Here is a 15,861-nt window from a genome sequence, read left to right on the forward strand (position 1 = left end):
AGAAACGCCGCCATGATAACCAGTCGGGGGCCGCTTGTCCGGCCCGGTCGCTCGAAGGCCTATACCGAAAGCAGAATTTGAGTGGAGAACAGCATGAGTGCAGTTGAAAGCGTCGGCCCACAAGCGTTGCCGGCACTGCAGGAACAGGTCGAGCAGATCATCGCTGAAGCCAGGCGCCAGGGCGCCAGTGCCTGTGAAGTGGCGGTGTCCCTGGAGCAGGGCCTGTCGACTTCGGTGCGCCAGCGTGAAGTCGAAACCGTCGAATTCAACCGCGACCAGGGCTTTGGCATCACCTTGTACGTCGGTCAGCGCAAAGGTTCGGCCAGCACGTCGGCCAGCGGTCCGGAGGCCATTCGCGAAACCGTGGCGGCGGCGCTGGCCATTGCCAAGCACACCTCCGAAGACGAGGCCTCGGGCCTGGCGGATGCCGCGCTGATGGCGCGTGATCTGCAGGATTTCGATCTGTTCCACCAGTGGGACATCACCCCGGAACAGGCCATCGAAAAAGCGTTGCTCTGCGAGGCCGCGGCATTCGATGCCGACGCGCGGATCAAGAACGCTGATGGCACCACGCTTAGCACCCATCAAGGCTGCCGTGTTTACGGCAACAGCCACGGTTTCATCGGCGGTTACGCCTCGACGCGTCACAGCCTGAGCTGCGTGATGATCGCCGAGGCTGACGGCCAGATGCAGCGCGATTACTGGTACGACGTGAACCGTCAGGGCAATCTGCTGGCCGACCCGGTAAGCATCGGCCAGCGTGCCGCGCAGCGTGCGGCGAGCCGTCTGGGCGCGCGCCCGGTGCCGACCTGTGAAGTGCCGGTGCTGTTTTCCGCGGAGCTGGCCGGTGGTTTGTTCGGTAGTTTCCTCTCTGCGATTTCCGGCGGCAGCCTTTATCGCAAGTCATCGTTCCTTGAGGGCACCCTCGGGCAGAAGCTGTTCCCGGAATGGTTGACCATCGATGAGCGTCCGCATCTGATGCGCGCGATGGGCAGCTCGGCATTTGATGGCGATGGTCTGGCGACCTACGCCAAACCGTTCGTCGAAAAAGGCGAGTTGGTGTCCTACATCCTCGGCACCTATTCCGGTCGCAAGCTCGGCATGCCGAGCACGGCCAACGCCGGCGGCGTGCACAACCTGTTCGTCACCCACGGCGACGAAGACCAGGCAGCGTTGCTGCGCCGCATGGGCCGTGGTCTGCTGGTCACCGAGCTGATGGGGCAGGGCCTGAACATGGTCACTGGCGATTACTCTCGCGGTGCGGCGGGGTACTGGGTCGAGAATGGCGAAATCCAGTTCGCGGTGCAGGAAGTGACCATCGCCGGCAACATGCGCGACATGTTCAAGCAGATCGTCGCGGTGGGTAATGACCTCGAACTGCGCAGCAACATTCGCACGGGATCGGTGCTGATCGAGCGGATGACTGTCGCGGGCAGCTAACCCGCAACCGCTACACAGAAGGCGCGCCACCCAATGGGTGGCGCGCCTTTTTTATTGGGCTGGCATCGTCCCTTGTAGGAGCGAGCCTGCTCGCGATGGTGTGTCAGCAAAATTGATGTCGACTGACACACCATCGCGAGCAAGCTCGCTCCTACTTTATCGGGGTTGTTTTGGTTCTCATTATCATCTAATAATAAATCTCATTACCGAATGAGCCCCGGATCATGAGTTCTGCCTTGCACGAGCAGCCTTACCTCGAAAGCTGGCGCTGGATGAGTCGCCAGATCCGTTGCGCGATGGATCCCGACGAGCCTCGCCTGATCGAGCATTACCTGGCTGAAGGCCGTTATCTGGCGTGTTGTACGGCCACTTCCCCCTGGACCATCGCCGAAACCTCTTTCCGTTTGCTGCTCGACACGGCCGCCGATGTCGCGCTGCCGTGGCACTGGCGCACCTACTGCCTGGATCAGGCATGGCGCCCGCTCCGTGAACTCGAAAACCTCTCGCTGTGCAAATGCCGCCTCAAGCGCTGGCAACGCTACACCTGGCAACTGGCGACCTGCGAGTTGCAACCCTCGATTCCTCTCATAGAACTGGTGCAAGGATTTTCTGATGAACAAGACTCGTATTGAGCGCGACAGCATGGGCGAGCTTCAGGTCCCGGTAGACGCCCTCTACGGCGCACAGACCCAGCGTGCGGTGGATAACTTCCCGATCAGCGGCAAACCGATGCCGGTGCAGTTCATCCGCGCGTTGATCCTGGCCAAGGCCGCCGCCGCCCGGGCCAACATCGAACTCGAGCAGATCAGTGAATCCCAGGGCAATGCCATCGTCGAAGCGGCGCTGGGTTTGCTCAAGGACGATTTCATGCAGCACTTCCCGGTGGATATCTTCCAGACCGGGTCCGGCACCAGCTCCAACATGAACGCCAACGAAGTGATCGCCACCCTGGCCAGCCGTTTGCTCGGTGAGCCGGTGAACCCGAACGACCACGTCAATTGCGGCCAGAGCAGCAACGACATCATCCCGACCACCATCCATGTCAGCGCGGCGCTGGCGTTGCATGAGCAACTGTTGCCGGGGCTGGTGCGTCTGGTGGAAGTAATCGAGCGCAAGGCTGAAGAGGTTCACCACCACGTCAAGACCGGGCGTACGCACTTGATGGACGCGATGCCGGTGCGCATGAGCCAGGTGCTCAACGGCTGGGCGCAACAGTTGAAGGCCAATGTCGGCCATTTGCAGGATCTGCTGCCGAGTCTGCAATCCCTGGCTCAAGGCGGTACGGCGGTGGGCACCGGTATCAACGCGCACCCACGATTCGCCGAGCTTTTCAGCCAGCAGTTGACCAAGCTGACTCAGGTGCAGTTCACGCCGGGCACTGATCTGTTCGCACTGATCGGCTCTCAGGACACCGCCGTTGCGGTCTCCGGGCAACTGAAAGCCACCGCTGTGTCGTTGATGAAAATCGCCAACGACTTGCGCTGGATGAACTCCGGTCCACTGGCAGGCCTTGGTGAAATCGAGCTCGAAGCCTTGCAGCCAGGCTCGTCGATCATGCCCGGCAAGGTCAATCCGGTGATCCCGGAAGCCACCGCCATGGTCGCCGCGCAAGTGATCGGCAATGACACGGTGATCACCATCGCCGGCCAGTCGGGCAATTTCGAACTGAACGTGATGTTGCCGATCATCGCCCAGAACCTGCTGAGCAGCATCGAGTTGCTGGCCAATTCCAGCCACTTGCTCGGTGAAAAGGCGATCGCCAGCTTCAAGGTCAACGAGGCCCGGCTCAAGGAAGCACTGTCGCGCAACCCGATACTAGTCACTGCACTCAACCCGATCATTGGTTACCAGAAAGCTGCTGAAATCGCCAAGAAGGCTTATCAGCAGGGCCGTCCGGTCATCGATGTCGCGCTGGAACACACCGAGCTGACCCGTGGCCAACTGGAAGACTTGCTCAATCCGGAAAAGCTCACGGCTGGCGGCGTGTAATCACCGTAACCGCTTTGGAGGCTCATCATGGAGCACTGGAAACGCACGATCGAAAGGGCAAACCGCTGTTTCATGCTGGGCGAACTGGTGGATGCCCGTGAGGCTTACCTGCAGGCATTGGCCCTGGCCCAGGTGTTGTTCGAGCGCTGGGCGGATGCCGACGAAGCGGTGGCGGCCTGCGTGATTTCCCACCACAACCTGGCGGACTTGCATTTGCGCCTGAACCAGCCGGAGGAGAGCGTCGAGTACCTGTGCGCTATCCATCAGCGGCTGTTGAAGACCATGCAGGACCCGCGACTGTCACCGGCGTTGCGCGAAGCGGCGCTGCGCCAGAGCAGCAAAACCTACGTCGAATTGCTGAATTTCATCAGCGAACACGGCGAATACCCACGCACTCATCGTTTGCTGCACATCGATGCCGCCTCGCCCCCTGCGCCTCTACACCATGGAGTCCACTGAAATGGCTTTTAGCTTGCCTGCCTTGCCGTACGCCTACGATGCCCTGGAACCGCACATCGATGCGCAGACCATGGAAATCCACTACACCAAGCACCACCAGACCTACATCAACAACCTCAACGCGGCTGTCGAAGGCACCGAATTCGCCGAGTGGCCGGTGGAAAAACTGGTAGCCGCCGTCCAGCAGTTGCCGGAAAAGCTTCGCGCGGCGGTGATCAACCAGGGTGGCGGTCATGCCAACCACTCATTGTTCTGGGAAGTCATGGTGCCCAACGGCGGCGGACAACCGGATGGCGAACTGGCTGCCGCGATCGACGCACAATTGGGTGGCCTCGACAGTTTCAAGGAGGCGTTCACCAAAGCCGCCCTGACCCGTTTCGGCAGTGGCTGGGCCTGGTTGAGTGTGACCCCGCAAAAGACCCTGGTGGTGGAAAGCAGCGGTAACCAGGACAGCCCGTTGATGAACGGCAATACGCCGATCCTCGGTCTGGATGTCTGGGAGCACGCCTATTACCTGCAATACCAAAACCGCCGTCCGGAATACATCAACGCCTTTTACAACGTGATCAATTGGCCCGAAGTCGCTGCGCGCTATCAGGCTGCACTGGTTTAAGTCTTCTATAAAAACAATCCAGGTCTGACTATGGGCACTGAAACACTGGCGATCGGAAGTGGACGAATGTTTCGTTACGCGTTTGGATCGTTGTTACTGCTGGCGGGAATAAGCTTGTTGGTCGCCCAGGGCCTGGCGTGGCTGGACCTTGAACCGAAACTGCTGCGTGCGTTACAGGGCGGTGCGATCTGCGCTTTGGGTACGGCATTGGGCGCGGTGCCCGTGTTGGTGATTCGGCGCATGCCTCAGGCAGTCAGCGATACGCTGCTCGGCTTCGGTGCCGGGGTGATGCTCGCAGCGACAGCGTTTTCGCTGATCGTTCCGGGCATCTCTGCGGCCGAAAACCTGGGGCTGACGCCTTGGGCGGCCAGTGGCCTGATCAGCTTCGGCATCATGCTCGGGGCGTTCGGGTTGTTTCTGGTCGATCGAAAGGTGTCTGGCGCTTCGCCGGAAATGCTCGTAGGTACACCGGAGCGTCCGGTCATACCGCCACGGATCTGGTTGTTCGTTTTCGCCATCATTGCCCACAACATTCCCGAAGGCATGGCGGTCGGGGTCTCGGCGGGTGGCGGCATGCCTGATGCCGACAGCCTGGCCATGGGCATCGCCTTGCAGGATGTGCCGGAAGGACTGGTGATTGCGTTGGTATTGGCCGGGGCAGGGATGTCGCGGGTCAAGGCCTTCCTGATCGGTGCGGCGTCAGGGTTGGTCGAACCGGTCTTTGCACTGTTGTGTGCCTGGCTGGTGAGCCTGGCCGAGTTGCTCTTGCCATTGGGCCTGGCGCTGGCGGCGGGGGCAATGCTGCTGGTGGTGACCCATGAAGTGATCCCCGAGTCGCGACGCCATGGTCACGACAAGCTGGCCAGCCTTGGGTTGCTGATCGGGTTTTGCTTGATGATGGTGATGGATACCGCGCTCGCCTAGGCGAGCGTTATTCGCCTTCGTCGAAGTAACGGTTAATCAAGTCCGTCAGTGCATCCAGCGCTTTTTGCTCGTCTTCGCCTTCGGTGCTGATATAGATTTTGGTGCCTTTGCCCGCAGCGAGCATCATCATTGCCATGATGCTTTTGCCGTCGACCGTGGATTCCGGCGTTCGTCCGACTCTGATTGTGCAGTCTTTGAACTCGCCGGCGACACCCACGAATTTGGCGGAAGCCCGGGCATGCAAGCCCAGCTTGTTGATGATTTCGATTTCCAGAGCAGGCATCGCGATGTGGATCCTTTAGCTGAGGTCGCGGTGGCGAACCTGGACGTTCTTCAGGGTTTTTTGCAGGGCCTGACCCAGACGTTCGGTCAGGTAGACGGAGCGGTGATGCCCGCCGGTGCAGCCAATGGCAATCGTGACATAGGCACGGTTGCTGGCGGCAAAGCGCGGTAGCCATTTGAGCAGGTAGGAGGAAATGTCCTGGAACATCTCTTCGACATCAGGCTGGGCTGCCAGGTACTCGGCAACGGGTAGATCCAGTCCGGACTGCTCGCGCAGCTCGGGTTTCCAATAAGGGTTCGGCAGGCAACGCACGTCGAACACCAGGTCCGCGTCCACCGGCATGCCGCGCTTGAATCCGAAAGACTCCACCAAGAACGCTGTGCCGGGTTCCGGCTGGTTCAGCAGGCGCAGCTTGATGGTATCGCGCAACTGGTACAGGTTCAGATTGGTGGTGTTGACCTTGAGATCGGCAAGGTCAGCAATCGGCCCGAGCAGGTTGGTTTCATCGTTGATCGCTTCGGCCAGCGAGCGATTGGCGCTACTCAACGGATGGCGGCGACGGGTTTCCGAAAAACGCTTTAGCAAAGTTTCTTCGTCGGCGTCCAGGTACAACACATCACACTGGATATGCCGGCTGCGGACTTCTTCGAGCAATTCCGGAAAGCGGCTCAGATGGCTCGGCAAGTTGCGCGCGTCGATGGAGACGGCCACCAGCGGTTGCGCCAGTTCGGTGTGAATCAGTGCACGTTCGGCCAGTTCCGGCAGCAACCCGGCGGGCAGGTTGTCAATGCAGTAATAGCCGTTGTCCTCGAGCACGTCGAGCGCGGTACTTTTACCTGAGCCGGAACGGCCACTGACGATGATCAAGCGCATGATTAGTGCCCGTTTTGCTCGTCCAGGACGACCTGATACAAGGCTTCATTGCTCGGGGCGCTACGCAGGCGATCACGGACGTCCTTGCGATCAAGCATGCTGGCGATCTGGCGGAGCAATTCAAGATGCGCATCGGTAGCAGCTTCCGGGACCAGCAGTACGAACAGCAGGTCAACCGGGGCGCCGTCGATGGCGTCGAAATCGATGGGAGCATCCAGGTGCATCAATGCACTGATGGGCGAGGTGCAACCTTTAAGCCGACAGTGGGGGATGGCAATGCCGTTACCAAAACCGGTCGAGCCGAGTTTTTCACGGGCAATCAAAGCCTCGAAGACATCTTGCATCTCCAGAGCCGGCACTTCGCGGGCGATCAGATTGGCAATTTGCTCGAGGGCTTTCTTTTTGCTGCCGCCCGGCACGTTCACGAGGGAACGGCCGGGGGTCAGGATGCTTTCAAGTCGGATCATGGGTTGGGAGTGTTAACGACCGGTCGCGCCCTGGAGGAGCCTCTGGGTCTTTTCCTTATGCTTTTTGAGTTGTTTATCCAGCTTGTCGGTCAATGCATCGATCGCCGCGTACATATCGGTATGTTCCGCGTTGGCGACGACTTCATTGCCGGGAATATGCAGCGTGGCTTCGATTTTCTGCTTGAGCTTTTCGACCGTCATCGTGACCTGCACGTTGGTGATCTTGTCGAAATGCCTCTCTAACCGTTCGAGTTTTTCGCCGATGTAGGTGCGAAGAGGTTCGGTCACTTCCAGTTGGTGTCCACTGATGTTGACTTGCATACAGCTTCTCCTTCGTTGCCAGTGCATAAAGCGGCAGACCAGATGATCTGCCACTGGAACGCTGTGGCGTGGCTCTACATCAACCGCTTGCGTTCGCTCGAAGGCGCGATCCCGAGGGATTCGCGGTACTTGGCGACGGTGCGGCGAGCCACCTGAATGCCTTGTGCCTCCAGTAAACCAGCGATCTTGCTGTCACTCAACGGCTTTTTCTGATTTTCCGCGGCAACCAGTTTTTTGATGATCGCGCGGATGGCCGTGGACGAGCATTCACCGCCTTCGGAGGTGCTGACGTGGCTGGAGAAAAAGTATTTCAGCTCATATATGCCCCGAGGGGTATGCATGAATTTTTGCGTGGTCACCCGGGAAATCGTCGATTCGTGCATGCCTACCGCTTCTGCGATGTCATGCAGTACCAACGGCTTCATCGCTTCGTCGCCATATTCCAGAAAACCGCGCTGATGCTCGACGATCTGGGTGGCTACTTTCATCAGGGTTTCGTTGCGGCTTTGCAGGCTCTTGATGAACCAGCGGGCTTCCTGCAACTGATTGCGCATGAAGGTGTTGTCGGCGCTGGTGTCGGCGCGGCGTACGAAACCGGCGTACTGGGCGTTGACCCGCAAGCGTGGCACCGACTCCTGGTTAAGCTCTACCAGCCAGCGTTCGTTGTCCTTGCGCACGATCACGTCGGGAACCACGTATTCGGCTTCGCTGGACTCGATCTGCGAGCCCGGGCGCGGGTTGAGGCTCTGGACCAGTTCGATGACCTGGCGCAGTTCATCTTCCTTGAGTTTCATGCGACGCATCAGCTGGCTGTAGTCGCGGCTGCCGAGCAGGTCGATGTAGTCGCTGACCAGGCGCTTGGCCTCGGCCAGCCAAGGCGTCTTGGCGGACAGCTGGCGCAGTTGCAGCAACAGGCATTCACCCAGGTTGCGAGCGCCGATGCCGGCCGGTTCGAATTGCTGGATGCGGTGCAGGACGGCTTCGATTTCGTCCAGTTCGATGTCCAGTTCCGGATCGAAGGCTTCGAGGATCTCCTCGAGGGTTTCGTCCAGGTAGCCCTGATTGTTGATGCAGTCGATCAGGGTCACGGCGATCAGGCGATCGGTGTCGGACATCGGCGCCAGGTTCAACTGCCACAGCAGGTGGCTTTGCAGGCTTTCACCGGCGGATGTGCGGGTGGTGAAATCCCACTCGTCGTCATCGTTGCTCGGCAGGCTGCTGGCGCTGGTCTGGTAGACGTCTTCCCAGGCGGTGTCGACGGGCAGTTCGTTGGGAATGCGCTCGTTCCAGTCGCCTTCCTCGAGGTTGTCCACCGTCGGGGCGGTTTCCTGGTAGGAGGGTTCCGAAACATCGGCATTGGGTTGCTGTTCGGCTTTGTCGGCCAGGGGGTCGGCGTTATCGAAGTCGTCGCCTTCTTCCTGGCGTTCGAGCATCGGATTGGACTCCAGGGCCTCCTGGATTTCCTGTTGCAGGTCCAGGGTCGACAATTGGAGCAGGCGGATGGCCTGTTGCAGCTGCGGTGTCATCGTCAGCTGCTGGCCCATTCTCAAGACTAGCGATGGTTTCATGGCAGGGGCTTAACACCTTATTCGCCGGCGCACATGCGCCATCCACTACAGGGCGCCGGAGCGCCAAACATAAGCAAATTATATGCCCGAAACCGTAGCGTTTGCCTAGAGCGCTGTAACAATAAAAAACCATTGATTTTTTATCGAGACAAGCGCTTGAGCGACTCGCCAGACACCTCAGTGCTTACAGGCGGAACTCGTGGCCCAGATACACTTCCTTGACCAGGTCGTTGGCCAGGATGGTGGCAGAGTCACCTTCGGCGATCAGCTGGCCATCGTTGACGATGTAGGCGGTTTCGCAGATATCCAGGGTTTCACGGACGTTGTGGTCAGTGATCAGCACACCAATGCCCTTGGCCTTGAGGTGGTAGATGATCTGTTTGATGTCGCCGACCGAGATCGGGTCCACACCGGCGAAGGGTTCGTCGAGGAGGATGAATTTCGGGTTGGTCGCCAGTGCCCGGGCGATTTCCACGCGGCGGCGCTCACCACCGGACAGGCTCATGCCGAGGTTGTCGCGGATGTGGCTGATGTGGAATTCCTGCAGCAGGCTTTCCAGCTCCTTGCGACGACCGGCCTTGTCGAGTTCCTTGCGCGTCTCGAGGATCGCCATGATGTTGTCGGCGACCGAGAGTTTGCGGAAGATCGACGCTTCCTGCGGAAGATAGCCGATACCGGCCTTTGCACGACCGTGCATCGGCTGGTGGCTGACATCCAGATCATCGATCAGGACGCGGCCCTGATCGGCCTGGACCAGGCCGACGATCATGTAGAAGCACGTGGTTTTACCGGCACCGTTAGGGCCAAGCAGGCCGACGATCTGACCGCTGTCGATGGACAGGCTGACGTCGCGCACGACCTGGCGGCTCTTGTAGCTCTTGGCCAGATGCTGAGCTTTCAGAGTTGCCATTACTGGGCCTTTTGCTCGTCGGTTTTCTTTTTCGGCTGGATCACCATGTCGATGCGCGGACGCGATTCGGTCACGTTGGTGCCCGTGGCGCGGCCAGCGGTGGCGAGCTTTTTGTTGGTGTCGTAGACGATTTTCTCGCCCTGGGTGACGTTACCGTCCTTGTCGACAACCTTGGCGCGATCGATCAGCACGACGCGGTCTTGAGCAGCGTGATACTGGATGGTGACGCCCCAGCCCTGGACCGGCTTGGTGTCGCCCGCTGTCTGCAGTTGCTCGAAGTAGGCGAGGTTGCCCACCGAAGTCACCACGTCGATGTCGCCCGCAGGGGTGCGGGTCATGGTCACAGTGTTGCCGGTGACCTTCATCGAGCCTTGGGTAATGATCACGTCGCCTTTATAAGTGGCGATGCCATTCTTGTCGTCCAGTTGGGCGTCGTCGGCCTGGATACGGATCGGCTGCTGCTGATCGTTCGGCAGAGCCCAGGCGCTCACGCTTCCCAGTGCTGCGCCCAGACCGAGCAAAATAGGGAGAGTTTTAACGAGCCTCATACTGTCCTCTTACGTTCGATAGCAGGTGTATCCTGCTTTCTTTCAAATACGCTTTCATTCCCTTGCCAGTCGAGACACCACCAGCGCCGTCGATTCTAACGGGTTGGTCGGTCTGCGCATATTGCTGCTGCGGGAACACTGTCATGCGAGTGCTGGTAATCAGGGTCTTGCGGTTCTTTTCGTCAAAACGCGTGATGCGTACCGAATCGATCAGTTCGACCTGGGTGCCGTCCGGGTTGACTTCGCCGCGCTCGCTCTGGACATGCCAGGGGAATTCGGTGCCACGGAACAGGTTCACGTCGGGATTGGTCAGCAGCGTCACCTCGGTCGCTTTCAGGTGTTCGACCTTGTCGGACGTCATTTCATACTGCAACTTGCCGTCCGGCAGGAACTGCACGCTGTGGGCGTTGGTGGCGTAATAGTCGATCGCGCTTTCATCCACCTTTGCCACTGGTTTGTCGAGGAAGCGTTCCGGGCTGATGTTCCAGTAGCCCACCGCAGCAAAAATAGCCGCGATGCAACCAAACACCAGGATGTTGCGAAATTTCTTGCTCAGCATAGTCGGCTCACAGGTACGCGGCGTTGGCCGCATCGAGGCGGCCCTGGGCGCGCAGGATCAATTCGCAGAATTCGCGGGCGGCACCTTCGCCACCACGGGCCTGGGTGATGCCGTGGGCATGTTCGCGTACGAAGCTGGCGGCATTGGCCACCGCCATGCCCAGGCCGACGCGGCGTATCACCGGCAGGTCTGGCAGGTCGTCACCGAGGTAGGCGACTTGCTCATAGCTCAGGTTGAGTTGGGCCAGTAGCTCGTCGAGTACCACCAGTTTATCTTCGCGCCCCTGATAAAGGTGCGGAATACCGAGGTTCTTCGCCCGTCGTTCGACCACCGGGGTCTTGCGACCGCTGATGATAGCGGTCTGTACGCCGGCTGCCATCAGCATCTTGATGCCCTGGCCGTCGAGCGTATTGAAGGTCTTGAATTCGCTGCCGTCCTCAAGGAAGTACAGGCGCCCGTCGGTCAGGACGCCGTCGACGTCGAAGACCGCCAGTTTGATCTGTTTGCCACGTTGCAACAGGTCCGAGCTCATTACATTACTCCTGCGCGAAGCAGATCGGACAGGTTGAAGGCGCCGATCGGACGGTCCTCCTTGTCCACCACTACCAAGGCGTTGATTCGATGATCTTCCATGATTTTCAGTGCTTCGGCTGCCAGCATATCGGCGCGGGCGGTTTTTCCGTGAGCGGTCATGACCTCGTCGATGGTCGTGTGATGAATATCGATCGTGCGGTCCAGGGTGCGACGCAAGTCACCGTCCGTGAAGATCCCGGCGAGTTTGCCGTCGGCTTCCACGATTGCGGTCATGCCCAGGCCCTTGCGGGTCATTTCCATCAGTGCGTCTTTGAGCAGCGTGCCACGTTTGACTTGCGGCAACTCGTCGCCCGCATGCATCACGGTTTCCACTTTGAGCAGCAAACGCCGGCCCAGCGCACCGCCCGGATGAGAGAATGCGAAGTCTTCCGCGGTAAAACCGCGTGCTTCCAGCAACGCAACGGCCAGGGCATCACCCATGACGAGAGCTGCGGTGGTCGACGACGTCGGTGCCAGGTTCAGCGGACAGGCTTCGTGTTCAACGTGCACGTTGAGGTTGACCTCGGCGGCCTTGGCCAGCGGCGAGTCAGGGTTACCGGTCACGCTGATCAACTGGATGCCCAGGCGCTTGATCAGTGGCAGCAGGGTGACGATTTCATTGGTGGAACCTGAGTTCGACAGGGCGAGAATGATGTCGTCGCGGGTGATCATGCCCATGTCGCCGTGGCTGGCTTCGGCCGGGTGCACGAAAAAAGCCGTGGTGCCGGTGCTGGCCAGGGTCGCGGCGATCTTGTTGCCGATGTGCCCCGATTTGCCCATGCCGACCACGACCACGCGGCCTTTACTGGCCAGAATCATCTCGCAAGCGCGTACGAAATCAGCGTCGATATGGGGCAGCAAGCCTTGTACGGCTTCCAGTTCGAGGCGGATGGTGCGTTGTGCTGATTGAATCAGGTCGCTGGATTGGCTCATGTCTGAAATCGTATAGCCTGATGAAAAGGCGGCGATTATAGCGGTAATGATCAAAACCCTCACGCAAGTTCGTCGCGCTTTGACATTCCCTGTTACCTAATCCCTCTAAATGAAGCTTTTTGCCAGTCGCTTTGCCGAACATGCACTGGCTTGGCCCTTGGGCGCTTGGCCTTTGCAGTGATATAGTTCGCCGCCAGTTCGGCCTGCCCGGGAGGTATGTGCTTTCGTCAGAAAGACAGGCGTCCGAGTGAGAGGCTGCATCGCAAGGAGTTTAGATGAGTGCCGATAACGCCTACGCGGTCGAGCTGAAGGGACTGTCCTTCAAGCGCGGTGCGCGCAGCATTTTCAATAACGTCGATATCCGTATTCCGCGCGGCAAGGTCACCGGCATCATGGGGCCTTCCGGGTGTGGCAAGACCACACTGTTGCGTTTGATGGGCGCCCAGTTGCGTCCGACCAAGGGCGAAGTCTGGGTCAACGGTCAGAACCTGCCGAAACTCTCGCGCAGCGATCTGTTCGATGCGCGCAAGCACATGGGTGTGCTGTTCCAGAGTGGCGCACTGTTTACCGATCTCGACGTGTTCGAGAACGTCGCCTTCCCGCTACGCGTTCATACCGAGCTTCCGGAAGAAATGATCCGGGACATCGTGCTGCTCAAATTACAGGCCGTCGGCCTGCGTGGCGCCATCGACCTGATGCCCGAAGAGCTGTCCGGCGGTATGAAGCGCCGGGTCGCGCTGGCCCGGGCGATTGCCCTCGATCCGCAAATCCTCATGTACGACGAGCCCTTCGTCGGCCAGGACCCGATCGCCATGGGCGTATTGGTACGCCTGATCCGCCTGCTCAACGACGCCCTGGGCATCACCAGCATCGTGGTTTCCCACGACCTGGCCGAGACCGCGAGCATCGCCGACTACATCTATGTGGTCGGTGAAGGCCAGGTGTTGGGGCAGGGCACGCCTGAGGAACTGATGAACTCGCAAGAGCCACGGATTCGCCAATTCATGACCGGCGAACCCGACGGCCCGGTCGCATACCACTTTCCAGCGACGGATTACCGCGCAGATCTACTGGGGAAGCGTTGATGCGCAAGATTCCACTCTTAGAACGCGTGCGCCGGTTCGGTCACGCCGGCATCGACGTGCTGGCGGTGTTCGGCCGTTCGACGATATTCCTGTTCCACGCTTTGCTGGGCCGTGGCGGCATCGGCGGCGGTTTCGGCCTGCTGGTCAAGCAATTGCACTCCGTCGGCGTGATGTCCCTGGTGATCATTGTGGTCTCCGGGGTGTTCATCGGTATGGTGCTGGCGCTGCAAGGGTTCAACATTCTCTCCAGCTACGGTTCGGAGCAAGCGGTCGGGCAGATGGTTGCCCTGACCTTGCTGCGCGAACTGGGCCCCGTGGTCACGGCATTGCTGTTCGCCGGACGCGCCGGTTCGGCGCTGACGGCGGAAATCGGCAACATGAAGTCCACCGAGCAGCTGTCCAGTCTGGAAATGATTGGTGTCGACCCGCTCAAGTACATCATTGCCCCGCGCCTGTGGGCCGGCTTCATTTCCCTGCCGGTGCTGGCGATGATTTTCAGCGTGGTGGGTATCTGGGGCGGTTCGTGGGTGGCCGTCGACTGGCTGGGTGTGTATGAAGGTTCCTACTGGTCCAACATGCAAAACAGCGTGACGTTTACCGACGATGTGCTGAACGGCATCATCAAAAGTATCGTCTTTGCCTTCGTCGTGACCTGGATCGCCGTATTCCAAGGCTATGACTGCGAGCCCACCTCCGAGGGGATCAGTCGTGCCACTACCAAGACCGTGGTGTATGCCTCTTTGGCTGTGCTCGGCCTGGACTTTATTCTGACCGCCTTGATGTTTGGAGATTTCTGATGCAAAACCGCACCCTGGAAATCGGTGTCGGCCTTTTCTTGCTGGCTGGCATCCTGGCTTTGCTGTTGCTGGCGTTGCGGGTAAGTGGCCTGTCACCGAGCCCAACCACTGACTCCTATAAACTTTATGCGTATTTTGACAATATCGCCGGTTTGACGGTCAGAGCTAAAGTGACCATGGCCGGTGTGACCATCGGCAAGGTGACAGCGATCGATCTGGACCGCGACAGCTTCACCGGTCGGGTGACGATGCAACTGGAAAAGCGTGTAGATAACCTGCCGACCGACTCCACTGCATCTATTCTGACTGCTGGTCTGTTGGGCGAGAAATACATCGGTATCAGCGTGGGCGGCGAAGAAGGCCTGCTCAAGGATGGTGGGACCATCCACGACACGCAGTCGTCGCTGGTGCTCGAGGACCTGATCGGTAAATTCCTGCTCAATACCGTTAGCAAAGACGCCAAATGAGGAGCTTTTGAATGATCTCTACCTTGCGACGTGGCCTGTTGATATTACTCGCGGCCCTGCCGTTGATGGCTAACGCCGTGGCGGCGCCTTCCGCGCACGATCTGGTACAGGACACCACGACACGGATGCTCGCCGATCTGTCGGCCAACAAAGAAAAGTACAAGCAGGACCCGCAGGATTTCTACACGGCGCTGAATACCATCGTCGGGCCTGTGGTGGATGCCGAGGGCATTTCCAAGAGCATCATGACGGTCAAGTACTCGCGCAAGGCCACGCCTGCGCAAATGAAGACCTTTGAAGAGAACTTCAAGAAAGGCCTGTTCCAGTTCTATGGCAATGCGCTGCTTGAGTACAACAACCAGGGCATCACCGTTGATCCGGCCAAGGATGAGTCGGGAGACCGCACCAGCGTTGGCATGACGGTCAAGGGCAGCAACGGCGCGATCTATCCGGTGTCCTACACCCTGGAAAAGATCAACGGCGAGTGGAAGCTGCGTAACGTGATCATCAATGGCATCAACATCGGTAAGCTGTTCCGCGATCAGTTCGCGGATGCGATGCAGCGCAATGGCAATGACCTGGACAAGACCATCAATGGTTGGGCCGGTGAAGTCGCCAAAGCCAAGGAAGCCACCGAGAAACAGTCCCAATGAGTGTGTCGGCCATTCGCATGAGCGAATCCGGTGAGTTGATGCTCAGCGGCATGCTGGATTACCTCACCGGCCCGGGCCTGCGCAAGCAGGGCCAGGCGCTGATCAAGGCCAGCAAGGCGACTGCGCTGGTGGTGGATTGCTCGGCGGTGCTGAAATCCAGCAGTGTCGGCTTGTCGTTGCTGCTGTGTTTCATCCGTGATGCGCAGGAGGCCGGCAAGACGCTGAGCATCCGTGCGATGCCTGAAGACATGCGCGAAATCGCTCAGGTCAGCGAACTGACCGAGCTGTTGGCGCATCCCTAACCGCATCGTCAAGGAAGCCCCCCGTCAGAGTCCTGCTTCGCGGGGTTCGCAGGCGCGGGGCTTTTTTGTATGATGTCCGACCCGCGCGCACAGGGCG

General features: G+C 59.3%; 21 protein-coding genes. 11 read left to right on the top strand and 10 right to left on the bottom strand.

Going from position 1 to position 15,861, the window contains the following annotated elements:
* The first annotated feature begins 93 nt into the window (after positions 1-93).
* The 6 genes from pmbA to ACF6ZU_RS17040 all read left to right on the top strand — a co-directional run bounded on the left by pmbA (position 94) and on the right by ACF6ZU_RS17040 (position 5,425).
* Positions 94-1,440, top strand: a complete 1,347-nt coding sequence (gene pmbA, locus ACF6ZU_RS17015; protein ID WP_392885308.1) for a metalloprotease PmbA — start codon at positions 94-96, stop codon at positions 1,438-1,440.
* A gap of 224 nt (positions 1,441-1,664) precedes the next feature.
* Entirely contained in the window at positions 1,665-2,072 is a 408-nt protein-coding gene (locus ACF6ZU_RS17020; RefSeq protein WP_392885309.1) for a FagA protein, read from the top strand.
* Entirely contained in the window at positions 2,053-3,429 is a 1,377-nt protein-coding gene (locus tag ACF6ZU_RS17025) for a class II fumarate hydratase (RefSeq protein ID WP_392885310.1), read from the top strand. Before ACF6ZU_RS17020 ends, ACF6ZU_RS17025 begins: the two co-directional genes overlap by 20 nt.
* A 27-nt stretch (positions 3,430-3,456) precedes the next feature.
* A complete protein-coding gene (locus ACF6ZU_RS17030) occupies positions 3,457-3,888 on the top strand; it encodes a hypothetical protein (RefSeq protein ID WP_392885312.1) in 432 nt (143 codons plus the stop codon).
* A 1-nt stretch (position 3,889) separates the two neighbouring features.
* Positions 3,890-4,501 (top strand): superoxide dismutase, encoded by a 612-nt coding sequence (locus ACF6ZU_RS17035; RefSeq protein WP_392885314.1) that lies wholly within the window; start codon positions 3,890-3,892, stop codon positions 4,499-4,501.
* Positions 4,502-4,531: 30 nt separating this feature from the next.
* On the top strand, positions 4,532-5,425 hold the full coding sequence (locus tag ACF6ZU_RS17040) for a ZIP family metal transporter (RefSeq protein ID WP_392885316.1): 894 nt from the start codon (positions 4,532-4,534) through the stop codon (positions 5,423-5,425).
* Positions 5,426-5,432: 7 nt separating this feature from the next.
* On the opposite strand, the gene ACF6ZU_RS17045 is transcribed toward ACF6ZU_RS17040, so the two are convergent.
* The 10 genes from ACF6ZU_RS17045 to ACF6ZU_RS17090 all read right to left on the bottom strand — a co-directional run bounded on the left by ACF6ZU_RS17045 (position 5,433) and on the right by ACF6ZU_RS17090 (position 12,460).
* On the bottom strand, positions 5,433-5,708 hold the full coding sequence (locus ACF6ZU_RS17045; protein ID WP_392885318.1) for an HPr family phosphocarrier protein: 276 nt from the start codon (positions 5,706-5,708) through the stop codon (positions 5,433-5,435).
* A 15-nt stretch (positions 5,709-5,723) separates the two neighbouring features.
* Positions 5,724-6,581, bottom strand: coding sequence for an RNase adapter RapZ (gene rapZ / locus ACF6ZU_RS17050; RefSeq protein ID WP_392885319.1), 858 nt, complete (start codon positions 6,579-6,581; stop codon positions 5,724-5,726).
* 2 nt (positions 6,582-6,583) lie between these two features.
* Complete coding sequence (gene ptsN / locus ACF6ZU_RS17055) at positions 6,584-7,048, bottom strand: PTS IIA-like nitrogen regulatory protein PtsN (RefSeq protein WP_392885321.1); 465 nt, start codon at positions 7,046-7,048, stop codon at positions 6,584-6,586.
* Positions 7,049-7,060: 12 nt separating this feature from the next.
* On the bottom strand, positions 7,061-7,369 hold the full coding sequence (gene hpf / locus ACF6ZU_RS17060) for a ribosome hibernation-promoting factor, HPF/YfiA family (RefSeq protein WP_392885323.1): 309 nt from the start codon (positions 7,367-7,369) through the stop codon (positions 7,061-7,063).
* A gap of 74 nt (positions 7,370-7,443) precedes the next feature.
* On the bottom strand, positions 7,444-8,937 hold the full coding sequence (locus ACF6ZU_RS17065) for an RNA polymerase factor sigma-54 (protein WP_310263900.1): 1,494 nt from the start codon (positions 8,935-8,937) through the stop codon (positions 7,444-7,446).
* A 184-nt stretch (positions 8,938-9,121) separates the two neighbouring features.
* A complete protein-coding gene (gene lptB, locus ACF6ZU_RS17070) occupies positions 9,122-9,847 on the bottom strand; it encodes an LPS export ABC transporter ATP-binding protein (RefSeq protein WP_027924532.1) in 726 nt (241 codons plus the stop codon).
* Positions 9,847-10,395, bottom strand: a complete 549-nt coding sequence (gene lptA / locus ACF6ZU_RS17075) for a lipopolysaccharide transport periplasmic protein LptA (RefSeq protein WP_392885326.1) — start codon at positions 10,393-10,395, stop codon at positions 9,847-9,849. The genes lptB and lptA overlap by 1 nt, the downstream gene beginning before the upstream one ends.
* Positions 10,382-10,954, bottom strand: coding sequence for an LPS export ABC transporter periplasmic protein LptC (gene lptC, locus ACF6ZU_RS17080; protein ID WP_392885328.1), 573 nt, complete (start codon positions 10,952-10,954; stop codon positions 10,382-10,384). Before lptC ends, lptA begins: the two co-directional genes overlap by 14 nt.
* Positions 10,955-10,961: 7 nt before the next feature.
* On the bottom strand, positions 10,962-11,486 hold the full coding sequence (locus ACF6ZU_RS17085; RefSeq protein WP_046026817.1) for an HAD family hydrolase: 525 nt from the start codon (positions 11,484-11,486) through the stop codon (positions 10,962-10,964).
* Positions 11,486-12,460, bottom strand: a complete 975-nt coding sequence (locus ACF6ZU_RS17090) for a KpsF/GutQ family sugar-phosphate isomerase (protein WP_392885330.1) — start codon at positions 12,458-12,460, stop codon at positions 11,486-11,488. Before ACF6ZU_RS17090 ends, ACF6ZU_RS17085 begins: the two co-directional genes overlap by 1 nt.
* A gap of 275 nt (positions 12,461-12,735) precedes the next feature.
* Between ACF6ZU_RS17090 and ACF6ZU_RS17095 the strand changes: the two genes are divergently transcribed.
* The 5 genes from ACF6ZU_RS17095 to ACF6ZU_RS17115 are packed head-to-tail and all read left to right on the top strand — an operon-like array spanning position 12,736 to position 15,764.
* On the top strand, positions 12,736-13,545 hold the full coding sequence (locus tag ACF6ZU_RS17095) for an ATP-binding cassette domain-containing protein (protein ID WP_392885332.1): 810 nt from the start codon (positions 12,736-12,738) through the stop codon (positions 13,543-13,545).
* Complete coding sequence (gene mlaE / locus ACF6ZU_RS17100; protein WP_392885334.1) at positions 13,545-14,342, top strand: lipid asymmetry maintenance ABC transporter permease subunit MlaE; 798 nt, start codon at positions 13,545-13,547, stop codon at positions 14,340-14,342. Before ACF6ZU_RS17095 ends, mlaE begins: the two co-directional genes overlap by 1 nt.
* Positions 14,342-14,809, top strand: coding sequence for an outer membrane lipid asymmetry maintenance protein MlaD (gene mlaD, locus ACF6ZU_RS17105; RefSeq protein WP_392885336.1), 468 nt, complete (start codon positions 14,342-14,344; stop codon positions 14,807-14,809). Before mlaE ends, mlaD begins: the two co-directional genes overlap by 1 nt.
* Positions 14,810-14,820: 11 nt before the next feature.
* Entirely contained in the window at positions 14,821-15,462 is a 642-nt protein-coding gene (locus ACF6ZU_RS17110) for a phospholipid-binding protein MlaC (RefSeq protein ID WP_392885338.1), read from the top strand.
* A complete protein-coding gene (locus ACF6ZU_RS17115) occupies positions 15,459-15,764 on the top strand; it encodes a lipid asymmetry maintenance protein MlaB (protein WP_392885340.1) in 306 nt (101 codons plus the stop codon). The genes ACF6ZU_RS17110 and ACF6ZU_RS17115 overlap by 4 nt, the downstream gene beginning before the upstream one ends.
* Positions 15,765-15,861 lie beyond the last annotated feature (97 nt).

The organism is Pseudomonas migulae (assembly GCF_043225285.1).
In the GTDB taxonomy this organism is placed as follows: domain Bacteria; phylum Pseudomonadota; class Gammaproteobacteria; order Pseudomonadales; family Pseudomonadaceae; genus Aquipseudomonas; species Aquipseudomonas migulae_C.